The organism is Methylophilus sp. DMC16 (assembly GCF_056314045.1).
In genome coordinates this window covers 399,382-424,276 of sequence record NZ_JBQUZC010000002.1, presented here as the reverse complement: position 1 = coordinate 424,276, position 24,895 = coordinate 399,382, and the positions used below count along the sequence as shown (strand labels likewise).

Annotated in this window: 19 protein-coding genes; 7 read left to right on the top strand and 12 right to left on the bottom strand. The window is 53.5% G+C overall.

What is annotated here, in order from left to right; all coding sequences use genetic code 11:
• Window positions 1–98: 98 nt before the first annotated feature.
• On the bottom strand, window positions 99–3,053 hold the full coding sequence (locus ACT53D_RS10170; protein ID WP_476156025.1) for a valine--tRNA ligase: 2,955 nt from the start codon (window positions 3,051–3,053) through the stop codon (window positions 99–101).
• A 126-nt stretch (window positions 3,054–3,179) separates the two neighbouring features.
• On the opposite strand from ACT53D_RS10170, the gene ACT53D_RS10165 reads away from it, so the two are divergent.
• Window positions 3,180–4,691, top strand: coding sequence for an esterase-like activity of phytase family protein (locus ACT53D_RS10165; protein ID WP_476156023.1), 1,512 nt, complete (start codon window positions 3,180–3,182; stop codon window positions 4,689–4,691).
• A gap of 73 nt (window positions 4,692–4,764) precedes the next feature.
• Here the strand turns inward: ACT53D_RS10165 and ACT53D_RS10160 are convergent, their stop codons facing one another.
• Window positions 4,765–6,018: an FAD-binding domain-containing protein gene (locus ACT53D_RS10160; RefSeq protein WP_476156021.1), complete on the bottom strand. Its 1,254-nt coding sequence runs from the start codon at window positions 6,016–6,018 to the stop codon at window positions 4,765–4,767.
• An 82-nt stretch (window positions 6,019–6,100) separates the two neighbouring features.
• Here ACT53D_RS10160 and ACT53D_RS10155 point away from each other — a divergent pair, with 82 nt between their 5' ends.
• The 6 genes from ACT53D_RS10155 to ACT53D_RS10130 all read left to right on the top strand — a co-directional run bounded on the left by ACT53D_RS10155 (window position 6,101) and on the right by ACT53D_RS10130 (window position 15,059).
• A complete protein-coding gene (locus tag ACT53D_RS10155; protein ID WP_476156019.1) occupies window positions 6,101–6,547 on the top strand; it encodes an NfeD family protein in 447 nt (148 codons plus the stop codon).
• A 27-nt stretch (window positions 6,548–6,574) separates the two neighbouring features.
• Window positions 6,575–7,420 (top strand): SPFH domain-containing protein, encoded by an 846-nt coding sequence (locus ACT53D_RS10150; RefSeq protein WP_194748970.1) that lies wholly within the window; start codon window positions 6,575–6,577, stop codon window positions 7,418–7,420.
• Window positions 7,421–7,527: 107 nt separating this feature from the next.
• Window positions 7,528–10,818 (top strand): transglutaminase family protein, encoded by a 3,291-nt coding sequence (locus ACT53D_RS10145; RefSeq protein WP_476156017.1) that lies wholly within the window; start codon window positions 7,528–7,530, stop codon window positions 10,816–10,818.
• Between the two features lie 75 nt (window positions 10,819–10,893).
• Entirely contained in the window at window positions 10,894–13,434 is a 2,541-nt protein-coding gene (locus ACT53D_RS10140) for a circularly permuted type 2 ATP-grasp protein (protein ID WP_476156015.1), read from the top strand.
• Window positions 13,435–13,442: 8 nt separating this feature from the next.
• Window positions 13,443–14,333 carry a transglutaminase family protein gene (locus ACT53D_RS10135; RefSeq protein WP_338655763.1) on the top strand — a complete coding sequence of 297 codons (891 nt, stop codon included), beginning with the start codon at window positions 13,443–13,445 and terminating at the stop codon, window positions 14,331–14,333.
• A gap of 66 nt (window positions 14,334–14,399) precedes the next feature.
• Window positions 14,400–15,059 carry an HAD family hydrolase gene (locus ACT53D_RS10130; RefSeq protein WP_476156013.1) on the top strand — a complete coding sequence of 220 codons (660 nt, stop codon included), beginning with the start codon at window positions 14,400–14,402 and terminating at the stop codon, window positions 15,057–15,059.
• A gap of 14 nt (window positions 15,060–15,073) precedes the next feature.
• On the opposite strand, the gene ACT53D_RS10125 is transcribed toward ACT53D_RS10130, so the two are convergent.
• From ACT53D_RS10125 to hprK, 10 genes are all read right to left on the bottom strand, one after another.
• Window positions 15,074–15,685, bottom strand: coding sequence for an XAC2610-related protein (locus tag ACT53D_RS10125; RefSeq protein ID WP_476156011.1), 612 nt, complete (start codon window positions 15,683–15,685; stop codon window positions 15,074–15,076).
• Between the two features lie 73 nt (window positions 15,686–15,758).
• Window positions 15,759–16,415 (bottom strand): thiopurine S-methyltransferase, encoded by a 657-nt coding sequence (gene tmpT, locus ACT53D_RS10120; RefSeq protein WP_476156009.1) that lies wholly within the window; start codon window positions 16,413–16,415, stop codon window positions 15,759–15,761.
• 72 nt (window positions 16,416–16,487) lie between these two features.
• Window positions 16,488–17,735 carry a hypothetical protein gene (locus tag ACT53D_RS10115; RefSeq protein ID WP_194748963.1) on the bottom strand — a complete coding sequence of 416 codons (1,248 nt, stop codon included), beginning with the start codon at window positions 17,733–17,735 and terminating at the stop codon, window positions 16,488–16,490.
• A gap of 198 nt (window positions 17,736–17,933) precedes the next feature.
• Window positions 17,934–18,242 (bottom strand): hypothetical protein, encoded by a 309-nt coding sequence (locus ACT53D_RS10110; protein WP_313984937.1) that lies wholly within the window; start codon window positions 18,240–18,242, stop codon window positions 17,934–17,936.
• A gap of 86 nt (window positions 18,243–18,328) precedes the next feature.
• Window positions 18,329–20,359 (bottom strand): M3 family metallopeptidase, encoded by a 2,031-nt coding sequence (locus ACT53D_RS10105; protein WP_476156007.1) that lies wholly within the window; start codon window positions 20,357–20,359, stop codon window positions 18,329–18,331.
• 126 nt (window positions 20,360–20,485) lie between these two features.
• Window positions 20,486–22,237 carry a phosphoenolpyruvate--protein phosphotransferase gene (gene ptsP / locus ACT53D_RS10100; protein ID WP_476156005.1) on the bottom strand — a complete coding sequence of 584 codons (1,752 nt, stop codon included), beginning with the start codon at window positions 22,235–22,237 and terminating at the stop codon, window positions 20,486–20,488.
• Entirely contained in the window at window positions 22,238–22,507 is a 270-nt protein-coding gene (locus ACT53D_RS10095) for an HPr family phosphocarrier protein (RefSeq protein WP_275357897.1), read from the bottom strand. It abuts the gene before it with no gap.
• A gap of 11 nt (window positions 22,508–22,518) precedes the next feature.
• Window positions 22,519–22,926: a PTS sugar transporter subunit IIA gene (locus tag ACT53D_RS10090; RefSeq protein ID WP_194748958.1), complete on the bottom strand. Its 408-nt coding sequence runs from the start codon at window positions 22,924–22,926 to the stop codon at window positions 22,519–22,521.
• Between the two features lie 21 nt (window positions 22,927–22,947).
• On the bottom strand, window positions 22,948–23,829 hold the full coding sequence (gene rapZ / locus ACT53D_RS10085) for an RNase adapter RapZ (protein WP_338655754.1): 882 nt from the start codon (window positions 23,827–23,829) through the stop codon (window positions 22,948–22,950).
• A gap of 19 nt (window positions 23,830–23,848) precedes the next feature.
• On the bottom strand, window positions 23,849–24,799 hold the full coding sequence (gene hprK / locus ACT53D_RS10080; RefSeq protein ID WP_194748956.1) for an HPr(Ser) kinase/phosphatase: 951 nt from the start codon (window positions 24,797–24,799) through the stop codon (window positions 23,849–23,851).
• Window positions 24,800–24,895: the final 96 nt, after the last annotated feature.

Below are 24,895 nucleotides of genomic sequence, written 5' to 3'. Positions count from 1 at the left end.
CACCAATACAGCAATTGGTTTATCTCATTGTTTAATCTACCCAGATACGTCCAACCCGCCAAAGCTGTTCGCACTCAGGCGGTATGTCGACGAGCCAATTAACTGAGTTTGGCCAGCTGCGCCTGCAGTTTTTCCAGATTGGCACTAAACTCGGCCAGACGGGCTTTTTCCTGCTCGACCACGGCTGCCGGGGCGCGGGCGACAAAGCTTTCGTTGCCCAGTTTGCCATTGGCTTTGGTGATTTCGCCTTGCAGTCTGGCGATCTCTTTGCCTAAACGCTCTTTCTCGGCGGCAACATCAATTTCCACCTTGAGCATCAATTTGAAGTCACCCGCCAGCATCACAGGTGCATCGGCTTCTGGCAGGTCGGCGACGATATCTACATTTTCCAGCTTGGCCAGCGACTTGAGGTAAGGCGCATAGGCGGTCAGTGCCTCGGCATCGCCCGCGGCAATGAGTGGCACTTTGGCCGCAGGTGAAATGCTCATTTCGCCACGCAGACTGCGGCAGGCTTCCACTGCAGTTTTGAGCGTGGCTACCCAGGCTTCGGCCTGTTCGTCGATTTTCTCCAGATCCGCTTTCGGGTAGACCTGCAACATAATGCTCTCAGTGCCACGCGACTTGTCCTTGAGTTCGGTCATCGGCGCCACCGTCTGCCAGATCTCTTCGGTGATAAACGGAATAATCGGATGTGCCAGCCGCAAGATGGTTTCCAGCACTCTTAACAGGGTACGACGGGTCGCGCGCTGTTCGGCTTCAGTGCCACCTTGTAACTGCACTTTGGCAATTTCCAGATACCAGTCGCAATACTGGTCCCAGACAAACTCGTAGATCGCCTTGGCAGCGAGGTCAAAGCGGTAGTCGTTAAAAGCGCGTTCCACTTCGGCTTCGGTGCGTTGCAACAAGCTGACAATCCAGCGGTCGGCTTGGCTGAACTTGCGGCCACCCGCGTCACAACTTTCGGCGCCAAAGCCATTGTCTTTGCCTTCTGTATTCATCAGCACAAAGCGAGTGGCGTTCCACAGTTTGTTGCAGAAGTTGCGATAGCCTTCGCAGCGTTGCAGGTCAAACTTGATGTCACGTCCCGGTGAGGCCAAGCTGGCAAAAGTAAACCTTAAAGCATCCGTACCGTAGGCGGCAATGCCTTCGGGGAATTCCTTGCGGGTGCGTTTTTCGATTTTTTCCGCATCTTTGGGGTTCATCAGGCCGGTGGTGCGTTTTTTCAGCAGCGATTCCAGATCAATGCCATCAATCAAATCAATCGGGTCCAGCACATTGCCTTTGGACTTAGACATTTTTTGGCCTTCAGCATCGCGGATCAGGCCGTGCACATAGACATGCTTGAACGGAATTTTTCCGGTCAGGTGCTTGGTCATCATGACCATGCGGGCCACCCAGAAGAAAATAATGTCAAACCCAGTGACCAGCACTGAGGACGGCAAGAATTGCTGCAAGGCCTGATTCTGCGCATCCAGTGCCTCGTCGCCGGTCCAATCCAGGGTTGAGAATGGCCATAAGGCAGAGGAATACCAAGTGTCTAATACGTCGTTATCACGGGTAAGATGTAATTTTGGATCTTTGAGACCGCCAAGTGCATATGAATCAGTTGGGTCAGCCTCCAGAAGTTTTTCACACTTCGACTTAAATTGCTTTATTGCATCTTCTTCTGAGTGAGCAACAAAAACACCGCCATTACTATCGTACCAAGCTGGTATTTGATGCCCCCACCATAATTGGCGTGAAATACACCAGTCTTGAATGTTATTGAGCCATTGGTTATAGGTGTTCACCCAGTTTTCAGGGTAAAACTTGATTTGACCATTAGCAACGACTTCGAGCGCTTTTTCGGTAATGCTCTTGCCATCTTTGCCAGGCTTGCTCATGGCAACAAACCATTGGTCGGTGAGCATAGGCTCAATCACAACATTGGTGCGGTCACCGCGTGGCACTTTGAGCTTATGTTTTTCTGTTTTGATTAAATAGTTTTGCTCTTCAAGGTCAGCAACAATTAACTTGCGAGCTTGAAATCTATCCAAGGTCGCATATTTTGATGGCAAATCTGTCATTACAACTGGAAGTCCATCATACGTGTATATATCGGCACAAGCTCGCATTAAGCCATCAAGTCCAATAACAACATGCATTTCTAACTTATGACGCTGCCCCACCGCATAGTCATTAAAGTCATGCGCAGGCGTGACTTTCACCACACCCGTACCAAACTCTTTATCCACGTAATCATCCGCGATAATCGGAATTTCGCGGTTGCACAATGGAAGAATCACGTTTTTACCGATCAAATGTGCATAACGCTCATCCTCAGGGTGCACCATTACCGCCACATCACCCAGCATGGTTTCCGGGCGGGTGGTCGCTACGGTTAAATGGCCGGAACCATCCGCCAGCGGATAGTTGATATGCCACATCGAGCCGTCTTCTTCTTCCTGAACGACTTCTAGGTCAGAAACGGCAGTGCCTAGTTTCACGTCCCAGTTCACCAGGCGCTTGCCGCGGTAAATCAGGCCTTCGTTATACAGACGGACAAAGCTCTCGGTGACGACCTTGTTGAGGCCGGCATCCATGGTGAAACGCTCACGGCTCCAGTCGGGCGAGGTGCCGAGGCGGCGCATTTGTTTGGTGATGGTGCCGCCTGAGTATTCTTTCCATTCCCAGACTTTTTCGAGGAATTTTTCACGGCCGAGGTCGTGGCGGGAAACGCCTTGCGCATCGAGCTGGCGCTCGACCACAATCTGTGTGGCAATGCCTGCGTGGTCGGTGCCTGGTTGCCACAAGGTGTTATCCCCGCGCATACGGTGATAGCGGGTCAGCGCATCCATGATGGTCTGGTTAAAACCGTGGCCCATGTGCAGCGTGCCGGTCACGTTGGGAGGCGGCAGCAAAATGCAGAAATTATCTTTGACCTCCGGGTTCATGCCGGCGGCGTAATAGCCTTTGCCTTCCCAAAAAGCATACCACTGGCTTTCAATGGTTTTCGGATCAAAAGATTTAGCGAGTTCGCGGGTAGAGCTGGATGTATTGGTTTGTGTAGTCATGCGCGGGATTTTACCACAGCCGCCCCCTTGTTCTGGAGCACCTGTCCCCGTAGCACTAGTCCTGTCATATTAAATTCACTGCCAGCGATTAATTTAGTCAAAATTTTTTAATTCTGGAGTTTTGACATGACTTTTAAATTAGCCGCCATGACTGTGGCGATTTCACTGGCATTGCCTGCATTGGCAAATGCAACCCCTTCATTGATCGCGATTGGCAGTTTGTCCGGGACCACGGACTTGTCCAGTTTCACTGGCATGCTGGAAAACGGTGTGGATCATCAGAATGTATTGGGTGGCATGGGTTCTGGCCTGGCTTGGGCGGGGGGTAGTACTTTCCTGGCGTTGCCAGACCGTGGTCCGAATGCTAGCGAGTACAACCCGCTGGTAGACAATACCACTTCTTACATTTCGCGCTTTCAAACGCTCAACCTCAGTTTGCAACAAACCTACAATGGCACGAGCTACAGTTATAACCTGACCCCGACATTAACTGGCACCACGCTGTTATACAGCAATACGCCGCTTAACTACGGCACCGGGGCTGCTGGCACGGGTAGCGTGGGCGGCCAAAACTACACATTGGGCAGTGGCGCGACGGTAAATGCAGGTAAATATTATTTCAATGGCCGTTCAGATAACTTTTTGGCGGGTACCAACTCCAGCAACTCGAATAATGGCCGTTTCGACCCAGAGGCCATCCGCGTTTCTAACGATGGCAAAAGCGTTTATATCAGCGATGAATATGGCCCTTATGTCTATCAGTTTGACCGTGCGACCGGCGCTAGAACCAATGTCTACAACTTGCCTTCTGCATTTACTGCGCAAAACTTGAGCAGCCAGGGTGCGAATGAAATCAGTGGCAATACTAGCGGCCGTGTGGCCAACAAAGGCATGGAAGGCCTGGCCATTACGCCTGATGGCAAAACACTGGTTGGCTTTGAGCAAAGCCCGCTGATTCAGGATGGTGGCGATGGTGGTCGTACCAACCGTATCGTGACGATTGATACGAAAACGGGTGCTACCAAGCAGTATGTCTATGACAACTTCCTCTCTGATAAAAACAAGAGCTACAACATCAGCGAGATTCTGGCGGTCAATGACCATACCTTCTTTGTGCTTGAGCGTGATGGCAAGGGCGCGGGCGATGGTTCCAAGGCGGATGTGAAACGTATCTACAAAATCGACCTGAATGATGCAAATGGCGATGGCGTCGTGGGTGACCAAGCGGTAGATATTGGCTCATTGAACAGTGGTGCTGGCATCAGTGGCCAAAATAACCTGCAGAGCTATGCTGTGCAAAAAAGCTTGTTCCTTGACCTGAAAACAGCACTTGTGAATGCTGGTATCAGCAATACTAATATACCTGCCAAGCTCGAAGGCATGACTTTTGGCGAGGACATCATGGAGGGTGGCGTGCTGTATCACACCCTGTACGTGGCCAATGATAATGACTTTGTGCCAGGCATCGCAGGGGACAACAAGTTCTTCGTGTTCAAGTTTACCGATGCAGACTTGAATGGCAGTCAATTTGTGAACCAGGCATTGTCCGTCAGTGCCGTGCCTGAGCCAGCCAATGTTTCGATGCTGATTTCTGGCCTGTTTCTGATGGGTTGGTTGCAACGTCGTCGTCAGCGCTAATCGAGCTGTTGTGAGTAAAAAGCCGCCTTTGCAGGGCGGCTTTTTCTTATGCGGCTGGATCGTTTGAAAATCGTTAATCGTCGTTGGCAAACACCAGCGGCTCAACTTTTTTCCAGTAGCGGCTAAACCGCATCAGCTCATGGTCGCTGAAGTGGGTGGCATAGAGGCTGGGTTCTGGTAGCCAAGTAAGTCGTGCATCGTCGGCCGCTGCTTTGAGCAGCGCGTTCGGAGTGTTCTGGCTGATGATATGCCTCTGCGAATAGCTTGCCAGTACTTTTGCTGTGCTGCCAAGCCATATGTCTGTCTCTGGGATTTCGCTCAGGCAATCGGCCATGAATTGCAGGCGTTTCAGGGGCCATTGCCCATAAAGTGCAGGGTCAAATACAAAGACGCGAGGGGCCTTACTCTTTAGTAGAGCATGCTCTGGCGATAACATTTCGTCATGAAGCCAAACCACTGCACTGTCGTCACGAAGGGGCAAATGCTGCGCTGTTATTTCCACAGGCAAATACGCGCTGTGGCTGGCAGCAGCCTCATCACCTGTTTGCGGCGGAGGGGCGCCAAACAATTGTTGATGCAATGTTTCGTAGCTGGCATCAAACGGGCAACGCACAGGACATTGCTGGCACCAGTGTCCGCCGCCGAATTTGACGATATTCTCTTTGTTGAAGAAATAAGGTTTATGGCTAAAGCTGGCGCCTATCCATTGCCATGAGAGGTGATTGGAAGCTAGGTCACCATCCAGCAGGTTTTGTTCAAACCAGTCTGCCGCCTGGCGCCAGTCTACTTTTAACCAGTGCAATACATAGGCTGCAAACCACATGCGGGCATGGTTGTGTACGTAACCCTCTTGTCGCAGCTGACGCACAATTTCATCCATGCATACCAGCCCGGTGAATCCCTGCGCAATAAAGTCAGGCAAGGGTTGTGTGCCCAGGGCCACTTTAGGTGACTCCATGGGTTGTTTGATTGCCTCACCAAAACGGTACCAGACTTGCCTGAAGTAGTCGCGGTAGCTAAGCTCGGCAATCAATTTGACACCGCGCTTACCAGCGCTTTGGCGGACGTTGTTTACCGTCTCTTGCAAGGACAGGCAGCCATGGCGCAAGTAAGGCGAAAGCCGGGTGGCTGCGCCATCCAGATGATTCCGGGTCTGGTGATACGCATCGGCATCAATGGCCGCCAGTCGCTGCAATGCCGTGACGCGGCCGCCTTGCCAGCGGTCGTCCAAATCTGGTCCGCTGGCCTGCGGAAAGCAGGTGCGGATTTGTGCCAGCCGTTCCCGGCGGTCAGTCGCAAGCGTAAGGCGGACAGGCGGTTGAGTCATTCCCCCATTTTGACACAAGTAGTGATACCATGCGCTCAAAGATTCGTGGTCGTTTATTCATCGTGGTTTGGGGGGGCGGGTTATGCAGACAGGATGGTGGTGGTGCGGGTTGGGCCTGGTGCTGTTATGCTCAGAAATGCTACTCGGCACCTTGTACTTGTTATGGCTAGGCATTGCCGCACTGGCAATGGCAGCGCTCACCCTGTTTTGGCCTGAGATGTCATTAGCCTTGCAAGCCCTCAATTATGCCGTGCTGGCGGCACTGGCCTTGGCCATCATGCGCAAGCTGGAGAAACGCAAGCCTGACTTGCGGGTTGGACAGGCGCAGGGCGAGGAAATCGGTCGTGAAGGCGTGGTGATTGAGGCTATTTCTCCCATGCAACCGGGCAAGATCCGGTTTGCACAAGGGGTGTTGGGTAGCCGCGAATGGGTAGCTTATGCCGATACGACCATGGCTGTGCAACAAGCGGCAATCATTGTCGCCGTGGAAGGCAACAGCTTGCGTGTGGCGCCTGCCCACCACGGTTAATCGTTTTAATTATTGAGGGGAGTCGTTATGACCGAAGTCAGTGTCATTGTCATCGTACTGGTAGTGATCGCCATCGTGAAAGGGGTACGTATTGTGCCGCAGGGCGAAGAATGGGTGGTCGAGCGGCTCGGTAAATTTGCCGGCATTCTCAAGCCAGGCCTCAATGTGATCAACCCGGTATTCAGTAACGTCAGTTACAAGGTGACTACCAAAGACATCATTCTCGATGTCCCAGAGCAGGAGGTGATCACCCGTGATAACGCGGTGATTCTGGCCAATGCGGTGGCGTTTATCAAAGTGACCAATATCGAGCGTGCGGTCTATGGCATCGAAAACTTTCGTGAAGCCATGCGCAATATGGTACAAACCAGTTTGCGTTCTATCATCGGTGGCATGGACCTGAATCATGCGCTGACCTCGCGTGACCGGATCAAGGCTGAGCTTAAAGAAGCGATTGCCGATGAGGCGCTGGACTGGGGTCTCACCGTGAAAAGTGTGGAGATTCAAGACATCAAACCCTCTGCAAATATGCAGGATGCGATGGAACGTCAGGCAGCGGCCGAGCGGGAGCGTGTGGCGGTGGTGACAGAAGCCGAAGGCGCCAAGCAGTCTTTGATCTTGAATGCCGAAGCCCGCCTGGAAGCCGCGCGTAAAGACGCAGAGGCGCAAATGGTGGGGGCTCAAGCCTCAGCAGCGGCGATTAAAATGATTGCCGAGGCGGTCAAGGAAAATAATACCTCCGCCACCTTTTTGCTGGGGGACCGTTATATTCAATCAATGCAAAAAATGGCCGACTCCAACAATAGCAAAATTGTCGTGCTGCCAGGCGATGTGGTGAGCGCGGTCAAAAATCTGGTAGGCGGCAGCAAGTAAGTCGATCAGGGTTAGCGTTTAATTGCCGCCACGCGCTGGGTTTTGGCGTGGCTGGCATATTTCCTGCATCACACTGCTTAAAATCATAATATTATTGAGGATCAGCAGTGGCTATACGCGTCGCTTTACATCACCGCACCCGCTATCAATTTGACCGCCTGGTCAATCTTTCGCCACACGAAGTCCGCCTCAAGCCCGCTGCCCACGCGCGCACGCCGATTTTGTCGTATTCGCTGACGGTTAATCCTGAACAGCATTTTATCAATTGGCAGCAAGACCCCTACGGCAACTACATTGCCCGTTACGTATTCCCCGAAATGGTGCGTGAGCTCGACTTTACGGTCGATTTGGTGGCAGATATGACCGTCATCAATCCATTTGATTTTTTTGTCGAGAAATATGCCGAGCATTACCCCTTTAACTATACCGCGCAGCAGGCGTTCGAGCTGACCGCCTATTTGCAGCCCGATCCGGTCGGGCCCTTGTTGCAGGCGTGGATGACGGAAATGCGGCAAGCCGTGATCAAACCCGAAGTCGGCATTGTCGACTTTCTGGTGGCCGTCAATCAGCGTTTGCAGGCTGAAATCGGCTATACCGTGCGCATGGAGCCGGGCATACAAACCCCGGAAGAGTCTCTACAGAAGCGCACAGGGTCTTGCCGGGACTCCGCCTGGTTGCTGGTGCAAATCATGCGCCACCTGGGCTTGGCCGCGCGCTTTGTTTCCGGCTACCTGATTCAGCTCAAGGCCGACGTTGCGGCGCTGGATGGCCCCAGTGGCACCGACAAGGATTTTACCGATTTGCATGCCTGGACCGAGGTGTTTATTCCCGGCGCAGGATGGGTTGGGTTAGATCCTACCTCTGGACTGATGGCCGGAGAGGGGCATATTCCGTTGGCGTGTACGGCGATTCCTTCCTCGGCAGCGCCAGTGACTGGCTTTACCGATATCGCCGAGGTCACGTTCACGCATGAGATGACAGTAACGCGCATTCACGAAGACCCGCGCGTGACCAAGCCTTACAGCGAAGCGGACTGGCAGGCCATCCTCAAGCTGGGTGACAAGGTGGATGTTGAGCTCAAGAAGCACGATGTGCGGCTGACGCAAGGCGGCGAACCGACTTTTGTGTCGATTGATGATATGGATGGCGCACAATGGAACACTCTTGCACTGGGAGATCACAAGCGCCAGCTGGCCGGTGACCTGGCTTTGCGTCTGAAAGCGCACTTTGCCCCGGATGGCTTTTTGCATTATGGCCAGGGCAAGTGGTATCCCGGTGAGCCTTTGCCGCGCTGGGCCATCAATATTTACTGGCGCCCGGATGGCAAGCCGGTGTGGCGCGATGCCAGCCTGTTTTCAGCCGAAGGTCATAATGACGGCTATGGCGTAGCGCAGGCAGAAGCTTTTTCCCGGCATCTGGCCGACATGTTGGGCTTTCCCAAAGCTTGTGTGATTGCCGCATATGAAGATGTGATGAGTCTCGCGCAACAAGAGCAGCAGTTACCGGTGAATCTCGATCCGCTCAAGCTGGATTTGCAGGATGCGACAGAGCGCAAACGGCTGGCAGATTTGCTCAACCAGGGCTTGGGGCAAGTGGTTGGTTATGTTATGCCGCTCAAGCCGGACGAGAGCCAGTCTGCCGGGGCATGGCTGACCAGCAAGTGGCCGTTGCGCCGCGAACATTTGTATCTGCTGGGTGGTGACTCGCCCATGGGCTTGCGCTTGCCCTTGTCCTCGCTGCCATGGCAGTTGCCTGCAGAGATGGAGCCAGAATTTCCCCTGGACCCGTTTGAGCCACAGGCAGCGTTGGCGACCGCCAAATCACCCACGGTGCGGATCAAGCACAAAACAGTGCAGCCGCTGGCCCGGGAAGTGGTCCATACCGCGTTATGCGTACAGGTGCGCAATGGCCGACTGTATGTGTTTATGCCGCCAGTGAGTCGACTGGAAGACTATCTGGATTTACTAAGTGCCATTGAGCAAACTACGGCCGATTTGAAACTCAAGCTGTGGCTGGAAGGGTATCCCCCGCCGCGCGACAGCAGGCTCAAGTTGCTCAGCGTGACGCCGGACCCCGGCGTCATCGAAGTGAATATCCACCCGGCGAAAACCTGGAAAGAGCTGGTGACAAACATCAACGTCTTGTACGACGAGGCGCGTCTGTGTCGGCTCGGCACTGAGAAATTCATGCTGGACGGCCGCCACACCGGCACCGGTGGCGGTAACCATGTCACGCTGGGTGGGGAAACGCCGGCGGATAGCCCCATGTTGCGGCGCCCGGATGTATTACGTAGCCTGATTACCTACTGGCAAAATCACCCCGCCTTGTCTTATCTGTTTTCAGGGACCTTTATTGGCCCGACCAGTCAGGCACCGCGCGTGGATGAGGCCAGAGATGACAATTTGTATGAGTTGGCGATTGCTTTTCAGCAGATGGAACAAGCCTTACCCGCAGGCAAAGAAAGCGAGCAGCCGTGGCTGGTTGACCGGCTACTGCGCAATTTGCTGGTGGATTTAACCGGTAACACGCACCGCTCGGAGTTTTCCATCGACAAACTCTATTCGCCGGATGGCCCGACTGGCCGCCTCGGGCTGGTGGAATTCCGTGCTTTTGAAATGCCGCCGCATGCGCGCATGAGTTTGCTGCAAAGCCTGTTACTGCGTGCGCTGGTGGCCCGCTTCTGGAAAACGCCATATACCGGCAAACTGGTGCACTGGGGCACCGAGCTGCATGACCGCTGGATGTTGCCGCACTTCGTGACGCAAGACATCGCCGATGTCGTGGCCGATTTGCGCGATGCAGGTTATGCCTTTGAACAGCGCTGGTTTGAGCCCTTTGTCGAGTTCCGTTTTCCGCGCTATGGCACCGCGGCCTATCATGGCGTGGAGTTGGAATTGCGCCAGGCCATAGAGCCTTGGAATGTACTGGGTGAAGAAATGGCGGGTGGTGGCACCGCGCGTTACGTGGACTCTTCCGTCGAGCGCATGCAGTTGCGTGTGCGGGGCCTGACCGATGGCCGCCATGTGGTGACCTGTAATGGCCGACCCTTGCCGCTGCAACCAACCGGCCATGCCGGGGAATATGTGGCTGGCATTCGCTTCCGTGCCTGGAGTCCGTGGTCAGCGCTGCATCCGACCATTCCGGTGCAAGCGCCGCTGGTGTTTGATCTGGTCGATACCTGGAGTGAAAAATCCCTGGGAGGATGCACCTACCATGTCTCGCACCCGGGGGGGCGCAATTACAATACGTTCCCGGTGAATGCTAATGAAGCTGAGGCACGGCGTTTTGCACGATTCTGGGCGCATGGCCATACGGCGGGCAAGGTGACTGTGGTAAAAGAACCACCGAATCCACGTTTTCCATTTACGCTGGACCTGCGATGGCAGCCGAATGTGTGAACATCCTGTTACACTCAAGGTCTTGTTTAAGAGGCCGCGCGTTTGAGTCGCACCATGATCTTCGCCTAACCACGCATGCAACCAGTGCTTAATCAACTTTATTTTTCTGACCGCTATAACGAACTGTTGGATGGCAGGGGCCAGCCACGTCCGCACTGGCAGGCCCTGGTTTCTCAGCTGGAGAGTGAAGAGCCTGCCGTCATGCGCAAGCGCATGGAGGCTGTGCAGCGCCAGATTCGTGATAATGGCGTGACGTATAACGTCTATGCAGACACGCACGGCGTGCAGCGGCCGTGGGATCTGGATGTCTTGCCGCTGATTATCCCCTCGCACGAATGGCAGCATATCGCTGCTGCCGTGGCGCAGCGTGCCACCTTGCTCAATCAGGTGTTACTGGACGTATATGGTGAACAGCGCCTGTTTGCCAGTGGTCAACTGCCGCCGGCGCTGATTTACGGTCATAACGGCTTTTTGCCGTCTTGTGTCGGCATCCCGCATTACGACAATATTGCCCTGCATAACTATGCCGTGGATATTGCGCGCTCGCCCAACGGGCAGTGGTGGGTGGTGTCTGACCGGACCCAGTCGCCCACCGGAGCTGGTTATGCGCTGGAAAACCGCACTATTATTTCCAGTGTGTTCCCCGAAATGTTCCGCGACCTCAATATTGAGCGCTTGAGCGGCTTTTTTGCCAGCATGCGTGACAGTCTGGCACATTGGGGGCACCGCGTTGCACAAAATCAGGCACAGACTGTCCCTGGCATTGCCCCACTGAGTCAGGGGGAGCCGCCACTGGTGGTGATTTTGACACCAGGACCGTATAACGAAACCTACCACGAGCAGTCATTTTTAGCTGGTTATCTGGGCTATCCTCTGGTGCAAGGCAACGACCTGACGGTGCGCAACGGCGTGGTCTGGCTCAAAACCATTGCCGGGCTCAAGCCTGTGCACGCCATTTTGCGCCGCATTGACGATGATTATTGTGACCCGCTGGAACTCAACGCCGAGTCGCTGTTAGGCGTGGCCGGGTTGACCCAGGCCGCCCGACTGGGCAATGTGCTGATTGCCAATGCGCTGGGCGCCAACTTGTTGCAATCTGGGGCTTTGCTGGGCTTTTTGCCCAACTTGTGCCAGTCGCTGCTAGGTGAGTCGTTGCACATGCCTTCGGTAGCGACCTGGTGGTGTGGCGAATCTGCGGCGCTTGAATATGTGATCCAGCATCTGGATGATCTGGTGATCAAACCGGCTTACCCGCAAATGCAATCTTCGCCCATTTTTGGTGAGGATCTCAATGCCACGCAAAAAGAGGCGCTGATTGCCAAGCTGCGTGCGCAGCCCGGCCATTATATTGCCCAGGAACAAGTGGATATTTCACATGCGCCTGTGCTGAGCAATCATCATCACCAGCCACAAATGGGCAGCTTGGCAGTGAGTTTGCGTGTCTATGCCTTTGCCACCCCCAATGGCTATGCGGTGATGCCAGGCGGCCTTTCCCGCGTCGCCAGCGGCAAAGATAGCCGCGTGGTGACCATGCAGCGTGGCGGCACCAGCAAAGACACCTGGGTACTTTCGGAGTTTACGCAGTCGGCGTTCAGTTTGTTGCGCAAAACCACCTCCAGTCAGGACCTAGTGCGTGAAAATACCTCGCTCTCCAGCCGTATGGCAGAAAACATGTTCTGGTATGGCCGCTATTCCGTGCGCAACCTGCAAAAAGCCATGATGTTACGCGCCACCTTGCGCGCCTTGCTCGAATACACGCCGGAGTCGCGCGAAGGCGAGTGGCCGACCATGCAGGGCTTGTGTCAGTGGTTTGACCTGTTGCCCTCGCCTAAAGATGATGAAGAATGGGCGAAATGGCAACCGTACAGTGATGATGATATTGAGCCGTTGCTGGTACAGGCCGTGTTCTCGCAGCAGTCCGGCAGTCTGGCCACCAGCGTGCAGCAGTTGTATCAACAGGCGTTCAACCTGCGTGAGCGCATCTCCAATGACCACTGGCGGACCGTGAACGTATTGTCACGGCAGTTTATTACCCGGCACGCGCATGCCACCTTGCAGGATGCGATGTCGTATATCGAGCAGGCCGTGAATCATTTTGTCACCTTGACCGGCTTTGCCATGGACTGGATGACGCGTGATCTGGGCTGGCGGTTTATGTCGCTCGGACGGCGGATTGAGCGCTTGCAGTTTATGTGTGTGTTATTAAGCCGTGCCTTGCAAATGCCACAACATAGTAATCTTGAGTGGTTGCTACAAGTGACCAATAACCTGGTCACTTACCGTGCCCGCTACGCCTCGCAACCCGAATGGTTGCCTGTGCTGGATTTACTGTTGATGGATGGCAATAATCCCAATGCCATCGTTTTTCAAATCAAGGGCTTGGTGAAATATCTCGAAGAGATGGATGCCCATGATAATGCAGGCGGCATTGCCGCCGAGCTGAAAGCCTGCTGGCAAGCCTTGTTGCAACTGGACCCGGACACCTGCTTTATGCAAGGCAGTCCAGAGTTGTCAGCCTGGCTCAATCACACCTACGAGGTGACTTTAACGCTGTCTGACCGCCTCAGCCTGCGCTTTTTCAGCTATGCCAGTCCGGTCGTCATCTCTGGGCATTAAGGACACGCATGCGCTATCAGGTCGAACACCAAACCATTTATCGCTACGATGTGCCTGTGATTCAATCGCAGCAATTACTGCATTTAATGCCCCGGCAAACCGCGTTTCAGCAATGCGTTTCTTATACGCTGGCCTGTGAGCCGCAGCCGGCGGAACAGTCGCGGCGGCTGGATTTCTTCGGCAATCACAATGACTACTTCACGCTACTGACACCGCACCAGTCACTCGAAGTCACCTCCAGATTCCAGGTCGATATCCAGCCACGGCCAAAGATGGCTGAGCTTGTGCAAAGCCCGCCCTGGGAGCAGGTGCAGACTTTGTTAAAAGATCAGGACACACACCACCTGGATGCTGCGCCCTATGTGTATGCCACCAGGCGCGTGACCTGTAGCGAAGCGCTGGCCAGTTTCGCTTTGAGCTGCTTTACCCCGCAGCGACCGTTGCTAGAAGCCGCCATGGCGCTGACGCAAAAAATTTATACCGAGTTTGAATTTGACCCACAAGCCACCGATGTCTCTACCCCGCTGGATACGGTGCTCAAAGGCCGCCGCGGTGTGTGTCAGGACTTTGCCCATCTGATGATAGGCGCGCTACGCTCTATCGGTTTGGCCTGCCGTTATGTCAGCGGTTATATCCTTACCCATCCACCCGCAGGCCAGCCGCGCCTGGTCGGCGCCGATGCATCGCACGCCTGGGTATCTGTCTATTGCCCGGTCTATGGCTGGGTAGACTTTGATCCGACCAATAATTGTCTGGTCCAGCAAGAGCACATTACCGTGGCCTGGGGCCGCGATTTTGGTGATGTCTCACCTATGCGCGGCGTGGTGCTGGGCGGCGGTCAGCAACAACTCAAGGTCAGTGTCACCGTCACGCCGTTGGCCTACGCCGAGCAAGCGTGATATTCCTGTGATCCCACCTGCAAAGACGCGATAAAATAACGCTTTGTTCGCCTAACGGGTTTGCCAGTGATTAAAGCCGCAATTTTTGACATGGACGGTCTGCTGATCGATTCTGAACGTATCATCATGCAAGGTTGTATTGAAGCCGCCGCCAGCATAGGCATTACCTATACCGAGCAGCAATATGTGCAACTGGTGGGGCGGATCTGGTCAGACTCCAGCCGGATCATGGCAGAGCAACTCAACGGCGAACATCATATGCAGCAGGTGATTGCTGGCCTGAACACCTATCTTGATGCACGCAACCATGTGTTCCCGCTCAAAACGGGTGTGCTTGAGCTATTACAGTTTTACCGTGACGCAGGTATCACCTGCAGTGTCGCTTCTTCTTCACCCATCCCGCATATTACCCACCGTCTGAGCCATACGGGCGTGCTGGATTACTTTGACCACGTCACTAGTGGCCAGGAGGTCCAGCGCGGAAAGCCCAACCCGGACATCTACCTGCTGGCCCTGGAAAAACTGGGCTTGCAAGCGGACGAATGCATTGCGTTTGAAGACAGTGAGCTCGGCGCACAAGCCGCTATTGCCGCAGGCTTGCGCGTGATTGTTGTGCCTGATTTAAAACAACCGGGCGATCTGGTGCGGGCACAGGCGTTTCATGTGGTGGAAAGCTTGCAGCACTGGCATCAGAATCACGAGACGTTCATAAATTGTTTGACGTGAAGCTTTCGAATCAGCTAGGGCACAAAACGCTCACAAGACTCCCCGGTGAGACTTAAAAAACCATCATTATTAAGCCTAAATTGTCGAAATTTTGCGCATTTGTGTTCAGAGTCTAGTGATAATTCAGAGCGTTCTGTCTCCACAAGTTTACCTTTGATCCAACAATAAGTTGAGCTAGTGCCACCATAAAAGTCTTCATAGGTATTCGCCTCAGATTCAGACAAGCAATTAGGCTGTTGGCTAATTTTCAGATTGGATATTGCTGACAGGTCGTCAGAATAAATAAATTTGCGGGTGTGTTGACTGTATAAAAAAACCGTATAAGTGACATCGCCTCTTGCATTCATTCCGCTTACCCATGAAATATCTTGGCATCCATCAAAGTTATAATCATCAAGATAAAAACTCTGGCTAATTTCCGGAGTGGGACTAGCTTCACCATTTAAAGTGGCAAAAATATTGCCGGATGATTTATTTTTTACCAGCAAAGTTCTTTCGAATAAATCTTTTGAGTTTGTTACATCCCATTCAATAACATAATCTGTATTGGCAGTATTACACCAGTTACTATCCTCTTCTGCATGTAGGATGAAAGAAAAAAAACATAAAAATGGTAGTACATACAATCTGGAGGTTCGCCAAAGACTCATATTACTTTAGTATGTCTTGATATTTAATTATTCAATCATTAGCAGCATTTTACGATAAGGCCTGCAACAACCAGACTTGTTCTTGTGCCGGGCATTTGCCCTTAAGGCCACCCGCCAGCGGCACATCGGCCAACAGGCTTAATTTAAAGTCCTTGCCGTACAGTTGTTGCACTGCTTGGGAATCGACACTAAACGGTGGTCCGGCTTGTAGTGATTGGTCATAGTCAAAACTCACCAGCAATTGTTTGGCGTGTGCGGTCAAGGCGGTCAAATGCTGGCTGTAGCGTGGGCGCATGTCAGCGGGCAGGGCCACCAGTGCGGCGCGGTCATAGGCCGCATCTATCTGACCTACTTGCGCCTGCTTCAGTTGTGTCTGGCTGAGGGCAAAAAAGTCGCCATTAAACACAGTCAGTGGCCCTGCACGGTAACAGGTGATCGCCCCCATCTCTTCTACTTCTGGCGTCAGCGCCAGCTCTTGGAACAACGCTTTCACCGCGAGTGGGCTCAGTTCTATGCCCACCACTTGTAGTCCTTGGTCTAACAGCCAGGGGATATCCAGCGATTTTCCGCACAAGGGCACAAAAATACACTGCCCGGCCGTTAATGCCAGATGATGAAAGTGGCTGACCAGCAGTGGGTTGGCTTGGTCGAGATGAAAGCCAATCTGCTGGCTTTGCCAGCGACTGTGCCAGAATGCGTGATCCATACAAAATCCTTGGTCTAGGCGTCAAAGCCTGAGCGTAAAGAGTCTAAGTATAGATCAACCTGTGCACGTCAGTTATTTCCCAGCGCGCTGACTCAATCTTGCCTGTTGCTCCAGCACGCCTTCTTCCACCCCGGCGGCTTCGGTTAGCTTGGCCACATTATCCCGGGTGAAAAAGCCATCAAAGCCGTCATAGCGTTGTACATATTCAATAATCAGCGAGGAGTGTTCAGAGGCATTAGAGAAAATCTGTTTCAGGCCTTCTTCCTTGGAGCCAATCACATCGAGCAGAAAGCCTTTGCCCTGGCTGGCAATGGCATCGACGACAAATTCGATATTTTCCTTGCCGTCCCGGGTGCCATCTTTGACGGATAAGGCGATATGGTGCAAGCGTGGGCCATAGTTACGCACAAAGGTTTCGGTCGGCGAGGGCAGTTTTTCCAGGTGGTTGACAAAGTAAGGCGTATTGTTGGCGGTAAACACTTTGGCTGGGCTCTTGGTTTCCGGGAAGCCATGCACGCTCTTGGTGACATTGGTGGAGGAGTTTTGGTCCCAGATGTTATAGGCGCCCCAGAAAAAGTAGCTGGACCAGGACAGGTATTCGAGAATCGCCACCTCACGGTTTTGGCTATAAACGCGGGTGGCCAGGTGATCCACCGGCAAAATCAAATCGTCTATGCGAAGCTTGGCCTGCAGGTTTTTAGCCTCTTCATACGCGGCTTGCACATCGGCGCGGATGGTACTGATACCAAGCGCATACACGCGTAATTCATCCGGCTCGCGTTTCATATAGCCAACGATATTATGAGTGTAGGGCGAAGGTTTGCTGATCGCCACATTGCCCGGCAATTCCAGTTTGCGCACTTCGTCCTGGGTAAAAAAGCGGAATTCGCGTTCTTCCTGTAACTTCACCACCTCGTGCATATTGGTGACGCGGATGATTTCACCCATGTAGCGGCTATTTGGTTTGCGCGCCCCAACAGGATAGATCTCGTTGAGTGCGCGGAAAATCCCCCTGAAGTTAGGGTCTTTCACCTCTCGGACCAGTAAATCCGGTGAGTCGAGGTCTATGCGCAGAATATGCGTCCAGTGCTTCTCACTCTCCAGTGTCACCAGATAATGGTAAGAGGTCATTAAAGACAGTTCGGCGATGTACTGGATCGAATGATCAGGGTCTACCGTAATCATCAGCGCATCGATTTCCTGAATCATGTCGGTCAGCCCGAGCTGGTCGCGCTCTTCGAGCAGCTTTTGCAAATACTCTTCAAAAAAGGCGGAGTTTTGTTTGTCGCCGTGGCGGGCAAAATCGAGAGAATTAATCATGAGGCTCCATCAATGCATCTAAAACCTGAAATAAGCAAGTGGCGTTCCTACTGGGGGACGTTGGCTAAATATTGCGCACAATGGCTTGTGCTTGCGGCCCGTGCCCTGCACTTGCTGTGCGCGGGATATTTGAAAATGACACAGGGCAGCGATGGCTGCCCTGTTTTAGTGCTTGTCTGAGGTTCGCGTGGCCGCAAATTAGCGGCCCTTGCCGCTCAGTGAACCCCGCTTGAGGATGGGATCGTCAAACGCGATGCAACGGCCGACACCCAAAAAGCTGGGCCGCATACCCAAGGGACAGCTATTACTCCGCTCAAATTGCTCGACTTTGACTTTGGCTTCCTCGGCTTTTTTGGCATCCTTAAACTCCCAGTAGCCATTGGCGTGCAGCACCACTTCATCGCCATTGGCGGTTTTGGCTTGAATATCATCTGCTTCTTCTTTGGCGGCAAACGCCACCGCCGGCAACAAGGCAATCAGTAACACACAGAGGGGCAGACGAGACATTTTTAATCCTTAAAACGATCTGGCTAGCATAGCGGGTGCGTGTAAAAAAGCCAAGTGTCTGACACTTGGCTAGATGTACAAAGTGATTAATTTGCCATGCCGTTGTGGCGTAACAACGCATCCATACTCGGCTCGCGACCTCTAAAGGCAACAAAAGACTCCATGGCCGGACGTGCGCCACCTTGTGCCAGCACCTCGTTTTTAAAGCGGCTGCCTGCCTCGGCAGACAACACGCCCAGCTCTTCAAATAGGCTATAGGCATCCGCAGATAGCACTTCTGCCCATTTGTAGCTGTAGTAGCCTGCGGCATAACCGCCTGCAAAAATATGGCTAAAGCTATTGGGGAAACGGTTCCATTTCGGCGGACGCAACACGGCCACTTCATCACGCACCTGTTCGAGCACGTCGAGTGCCGTCTGCTTGCCTGCCGGGTCAAAGCTGCTGTGCAAACGCATATCAAACAATGAAAACTCGATCTGGCGCACGGTTTGCATGCCGGCCTGGAAGTTTTTGGCGGCGACCATTTTGTCGAACAGTGCGCGCGGCAGTTGCTCACCAGTGTCGACATGCGCCGTCATATGGCGCAGCACGTCCCATTCCCAGCAAAAGTTTTCCATAAACTGGCTGGGGAGTTCGACCGCGTCCCATTCCACGCCCTTAATGCCGGAAACACTGTATTCCTCGACCTGGGTTAGCATGTGGTGCAGGCCGTGACCAAATTCATGGAACAGCGTGATCACTTCGTCATGGGTGAACAGCGCAGGTTTGTCGCCAACGGGTGCCGAGAAGTTACAGGTCAGGTAGGCAACCGGCAGCTCTATGCCATTGGCAATTTTGCGGCGGGTAATGCACTCATCCATCCAGGCGCCCCCGCGTTTGCCATGCCGCGCATACAAGTCCAGATAGAAATAGGCAATTGGCTGGCGCTGCTGGTCGCTGATCTCATAAAAACCCGCATCCTTATGCCATAACGGCGCATCGGTTTTGCGCACCTGCACGCCAAAAATGGTTTCCACCACTTTAAACAGGCCTGCCAGCACCTTGTCTTCGGGGAAGTATTGTTTGACTTCCTGATCGGAAAACGCGTATTTGTCCTGGCGCAGTTTTTCGCTGATGTAGGACACATCCCAGGCCTGCATGTCGCTAAAGCCCAGCTTTTCGGCATAGGCCTTGAGTTCGGCCATGTCTTTTTCGGCATAGGGTTTGGCCCGCTTGGCCAGGGTGTCCAGAAATTCAATCACCTGTGCTGGCGTATCTGCCATCTTGGTCGCCAGCGACAGTTCAGCATAGTTTTTAAAGCCTAACAGTTGCGCTTCTTCCTGCTTGAGTTTGAGCAGGTCAGCGATCAGGGCGGTGTTATCCCATTCGGGTTTACTGAATTCTGAGGCGCGCGTGGCATAGGCCCGATACAGCGTTTCACGCAGGGCACGGTTGTCGCAGTATTGCATGACCGGCATGTAAGACGGGAAATGCAGCGTAAACAGATAGCCGGTTTTCTCCTCAGCTTTTGCAGCTTCGGCGGCCGCTTGCAGCGCGTCTTCTGGCAAACCCGTGAGCTCGGCTGCGTCTGTCACCAGATGCTTGAAGTCGTTGGTGGTATCGAGGATATTTTCTTCAAACTTGCTGCCCAGTTTTGAGAGTTGCTCGGCGATTTCCTTGAAGCGGACTTTTTCGGCTGGCGGCAGCTCGGCACCGCCCAGTTTGAAGCCACGCACTTCGTTGTCGATAATCTTGCGTTGTGCCCGGCTCAATTGTGCGTAACCCGCGCTGGCCTGGATGGCCTTGTATTTGGCGTACAGGCGCTCATCCTGCGACAGGTCGCTGTAAAAATCGGTCAGTTTGGCCAGGTTTTCGTTATAGGCTTCACGCAGTTCTGGCGTGTTGACCACGGCGTTCATGTGCCCGACCGGCCCCCAGCTGCGAGACAGTCTTTCCGAGTAGTCTTCAATCGGCTGCACAAAGTTTTGCCAGTCGGGCGTCTCGCTGGCAGTCGCCAGGCGCTCTACCAGGGCGCGGCCTTCTGCCAGTAACTGGTCAATGGCGGGTGAGACGTGCTCTGGACGGATATCGTTAAATTTGGGCAGGCCACTAAAAGCAAGTAATGGGTTGGTGCTCACAGCAAATCCTTTGTTGAATGCGATAGATGATAGAGGCGTATTATTCGCCAAATGTTCGCATTTGGCTCATTGTATATATTGATGATGGTGATGAGTTTTGTTTAATACAAGGGCATCCGTGCAGCGTTAGTGCACTTCGCCATTTAATTTTTTAATCAGTGGGTCAATTTTCTCCAGATCATTGAGCGACAGAATTTTTCTGGCTTGTTTGGCCAGCACGTTTTCTTCGCTCTGCAGGATTTGCGACTTCACGCTCAGGATATGCGCCGGATGCATAGATAGCTGGCGCATGCCCATGCCGACCAGCAAGCGCGTCAGTTTGATGTCACCCGCCATTTCGCCGCAGACAGAGACTGGCTTGTCATATTTGGCGGCGGCGGCAATCGTCATCTGGATCAAGCGCAAGACGGCTGGGTGCAAAGGGTTATACAAATGTGCCACCGCATCGTCGGCACGGTCAATCGCCAGCGTATATTGAATCAGGTCATTGGTGCCTATGGACAAAAAGTCCAGCTCCTGCGCAAAGGCGTCAGCATTGATGGCGGCGGCCGGTACTTCGATCATGCCGCCGATAGGCACTTGCTCGTCAAACGGGATGCCTTGCTGGCGCAGCGATTCTTTGGCACGGGCGAACAGCAGTTTGGTTTGCCGCAGTTCTGCCAGGTTGGACAGCATGGGAATCAGGATTTTCACCTGGCCATAGTGCGAGGCACGCAGCAGGGCGCGGAATTGGCTGTGAAAAATATGCGGCTCGGCCAGGCAATAGCGCACGGCACGCAAGCCCAGCGCCGGGTTGATGGCCGTCACCACTTCATCCGGGTTCAGTTGTTTGTCGGCGCCAATATCCAGCGTGCGGATGGTGACCGGCTGGCCTTTCATGGCCTCCGCCACATGTTTGTAGGCTTCAAACTGCTCCTGCTCATCGGGCATTTCGCTGCGATTCATAAACAGGAACTCGGTCCGGTATAAGCCTACGCCGACGGCGCCCGAGGCTTTGGCGGCAACCACATCGTCCGGCACTTCAATATTGGCCAGCAAGTCAATCGCCACCCCATCCACGGTGACGGCCTTGGTCGTTTTAATCCGTTGCAGCTTTTGCTGGGCAAGTTGCCACTGGTTTTGCTTGAGTTGGTATTCCGCCAGCACCTCAGGGTCAGGATTGACGATGACCACGCCTTCGCTGCCATCGACTATCATCAGTTCGCCGTCATTGATCAGGTCACGGGCGCGCTGCAAGGCAACGATGGACGGAATATTCAGGCTGCGGGCCAGAATCGCCGTATGTGACGTGACACCGCCGACATCGGTGATAAAGGCCGCAAACTGGTGATGTTTGAACTGGATGGCATCTGCCGGGGAGACATCATGCGCCACCAGAATCATGGCGCGCTCTTGTCTGGCTTGCAGTTTTTTCTCGCTGGCGGCCAGTTGGTCGCGGCCCAACAAGACCTTGATCACACGCTCCACCACCTGCACCACATCCTGCTTGCGCTCACGCAAATAGGCGTCTTCAATCGCGTCAAATTGGGCGACGATATCGTCCATTTGCTGTTTAAGCGCCCATTCGGCGTTGCACAGCTCATTACGGATAATGGCTTTAGGCGCTTCTGACAATGATTTGTCAGTCAGCATGGCTAAGTGGGTATTGATAAAGGCACTCAGTTCAGCCGGGGCATTTTTGGGCAGTTGTGCTTTGAGCTGTTCCAGGTCGTGCTTGACCAGACCGATTGCACGTTCAAAGCGGGCAATTTCCTCGTCGATAGCAGACGCCTCAATTTTGAAGTGCACGACTTCGAGCAGGGCATGCGAAATCAGGTGTGCATGGCCGATGGCAATGCCACTCGATACCCCGACGCCATGCATGCTAAAGCTGGTCAATTATTCACCCTCGCCAAAATAGTCGTTAACCAGTGCTTCGAGTGCGGCCAGCGCCTGATCTTCATCCGGGCCGGTGGCTTCAATGTCAATGGTGCTGCCCTTGGCGGCGGCCAGCATCATCACGCCCATAATGCTTTTGGCATTGACTCGACGGCCATTCTTTTCCACCCAGACTTCGCTCTTGAACTGGCTGGCAGTTTGGGTGAATTTGGTGGAGGCGCGTGCGTGCAAGCCGAGTTTATTGATGATTTCTAAAGAAAGTTTGGCCATGGTTTATGTGGTTATTGTGCGTGATGACAAGTGGTTTTGGTAAAGTGGACAACGCCGTCGCGGCCACCGCTGAGGGCCTTCTGGATGCAGGAGTGCAAACCCTCGTGACGGTAGTTGAGTACGCGCACCAGCATAGGCAGGTTCACGCCAGCCACGCCCTCGGTCTCGTCTGGTGTCAGCAGTTTGGTGACAATGTTGCACGGGGTTGCGCCATAAATATCTGACAACACCAGCACCCCCTGGCCACTGTCCAGGCTTTGCACCAGTGCCTGCGCCTTGGGCAGTACCGTTGCCGGGTCATCATTTTTTGAAATTTCCAGATAATCCAGCTGTGCCGGGCGGTTGCCCATCACATGTGTGGCGCAGTCAATCAGGCTGGGTCCCAGGCTACCGTGCGCAATAATCAAAACACCAATCATAAATGTACTTTCAGAGTCTCGTTACGGGGTAGCGATCGCGGCGGCATCCTGCAGTTCGCGGTGGCGAATCATGACTTGATGCTGTTGCTTGAAATACGCCCCCAATTGTTCCACCAGATAGACGGAACGGTGTTGCCCCCCGGTGCAGCCGATGCCTACCGTGACATAGCTGCGATGGTCGTGATAAAAGCTTGGTAGCCATTTTTCGATATAGTGCTGAATGTCTTGCTGCATTTCAAGCACCTGTGCTTCATTTTGCAAAAACTGCTGTATCGGCGCCTGCGTGCCATTGTAGGGTCGCAAAATCGGATCGTAATGCGGGTTGGGCAGGCTGCGCACGTCAAACACAAAGTCGGCATCGAGTGGAATGCCATGTTTAAAGCCAAACGAGATAAACGACAGCACCAGCGAATGCGAGCGGGCGGGCAAATAGCTTTGTTCAATTTGCAGCATCCAGTCCCGGGTGTGGTTGCGCAAGGCATTGGATGACAGGTTGCTGGTATCCACATGGTGGCCCAGATTATTCAGGCCAGACAGCAAATCACGCTCATGTTTAATGCTCTCGGCCAGCGCTTGATCTGGCGTGCTGAGCGGGTGTTTGCGCCGGGTTTCAGAGAAGCGCTTGACCAGCGTCTCCAGGCTGGCATCCAGAAACAGCAGATGCGCGGCAATGCCCTGGCTCTTGAGGGTTTTCAGGATGTCGGGTAAAGACTCAATCGCAATGCTGCGGCTATCAATACTCACCGCCACTTTGGCCGCATCACGGTTGGCCACATGGCTCTGGATATGCGGCAGCAAGGTGGCAGGCAGGTTATCAATGCAGTAATAGCCGCTGTCTTCAAACACGCGCAAGGCAATGGTTTTACCCGAGCCGGAGAGCCCGGTCACAATCACCAGTTGCATGTGCTTAACCCTGTGGATGTCATCGTAATTTGCTTTCTCTGAGCATGATCTGTTTTTGCCGCTGTGTCAGTTGTTTGGTGGCATTGACACCACGCAACAGCAACATGTGATTGCGTACGGCGGCTTCTACCAGTACCGCAATGTTGCGCCCGGCCGCAATCGGGATAATCACCTTGCTGATCTCTACATCCAGCACTTGTTGCGTCTGCCGGTTGGCACTGAGCCGGTCCAGGTCCTGCGGCTTCAATTCGTCGGCCAGCTCCAGCTGTATCATCATATCCAGCGGTTTGGTTGGTTTGACTGCATTATCGCCATAGAGTGCGCGGATATTCAAAATGCCGAGACCGCGCACCTCCAGAAAGTCTTGCAACAGCTCCGGGCAGCGGCCTTCAATGCGTTCGGGCGAGACCCGGTAAAAATCCACAATATCATCTGCCACCAGCCGATGGCCCCGTGAAATCAGCTCGAGCGCCAGCTCGCTTTTACCAATCGCCGCACTGCCGGTAATCAGCACGCCAAAGCCTTGTACCTCCATAAACACACCATGCAGGCTGGTAGTTTCTGCCGTCGCTACCGCCAGATAATGGCTGAGTAATTCCATCAGTTGCGGGCTGATCATGGGCGTCGTGAATAAGGGGGTTTGCGATTGTTGTGCGGCTTCCAGCATGACCGAGGGTACTTTTTCGCCATTGGCGACCACGACCATGGCCAGGTCGGTTGAAAACAGGTTGCTTACCGCCTGTTGCATGGCCAGGATGCTGAGCCCACCGAGGTAGTCCATTTCGGCACAGCCCAACACTTGCACCCGGTTGGGGTGCACAAAATTCAAATGCCCGACCAGTGCCAGTGAAGGCTTGGTCACAGTGCCTGAATTGAGAATTTTCTGACCGCCAGACTCGCCTGCTACCCATTTCAATTTGAGTTTGCTGCGAATCTGCTTGTATAAATCGGCTACAGAGATTTGAGCCATAAGTTGTTAACGCATCAACAAAGTGTTGGACTCATTTTACAACTGAATTGATTCGGGTGGCGTGAAACGGCGTAAAAGTAGCGGGGGCGGGGTGAA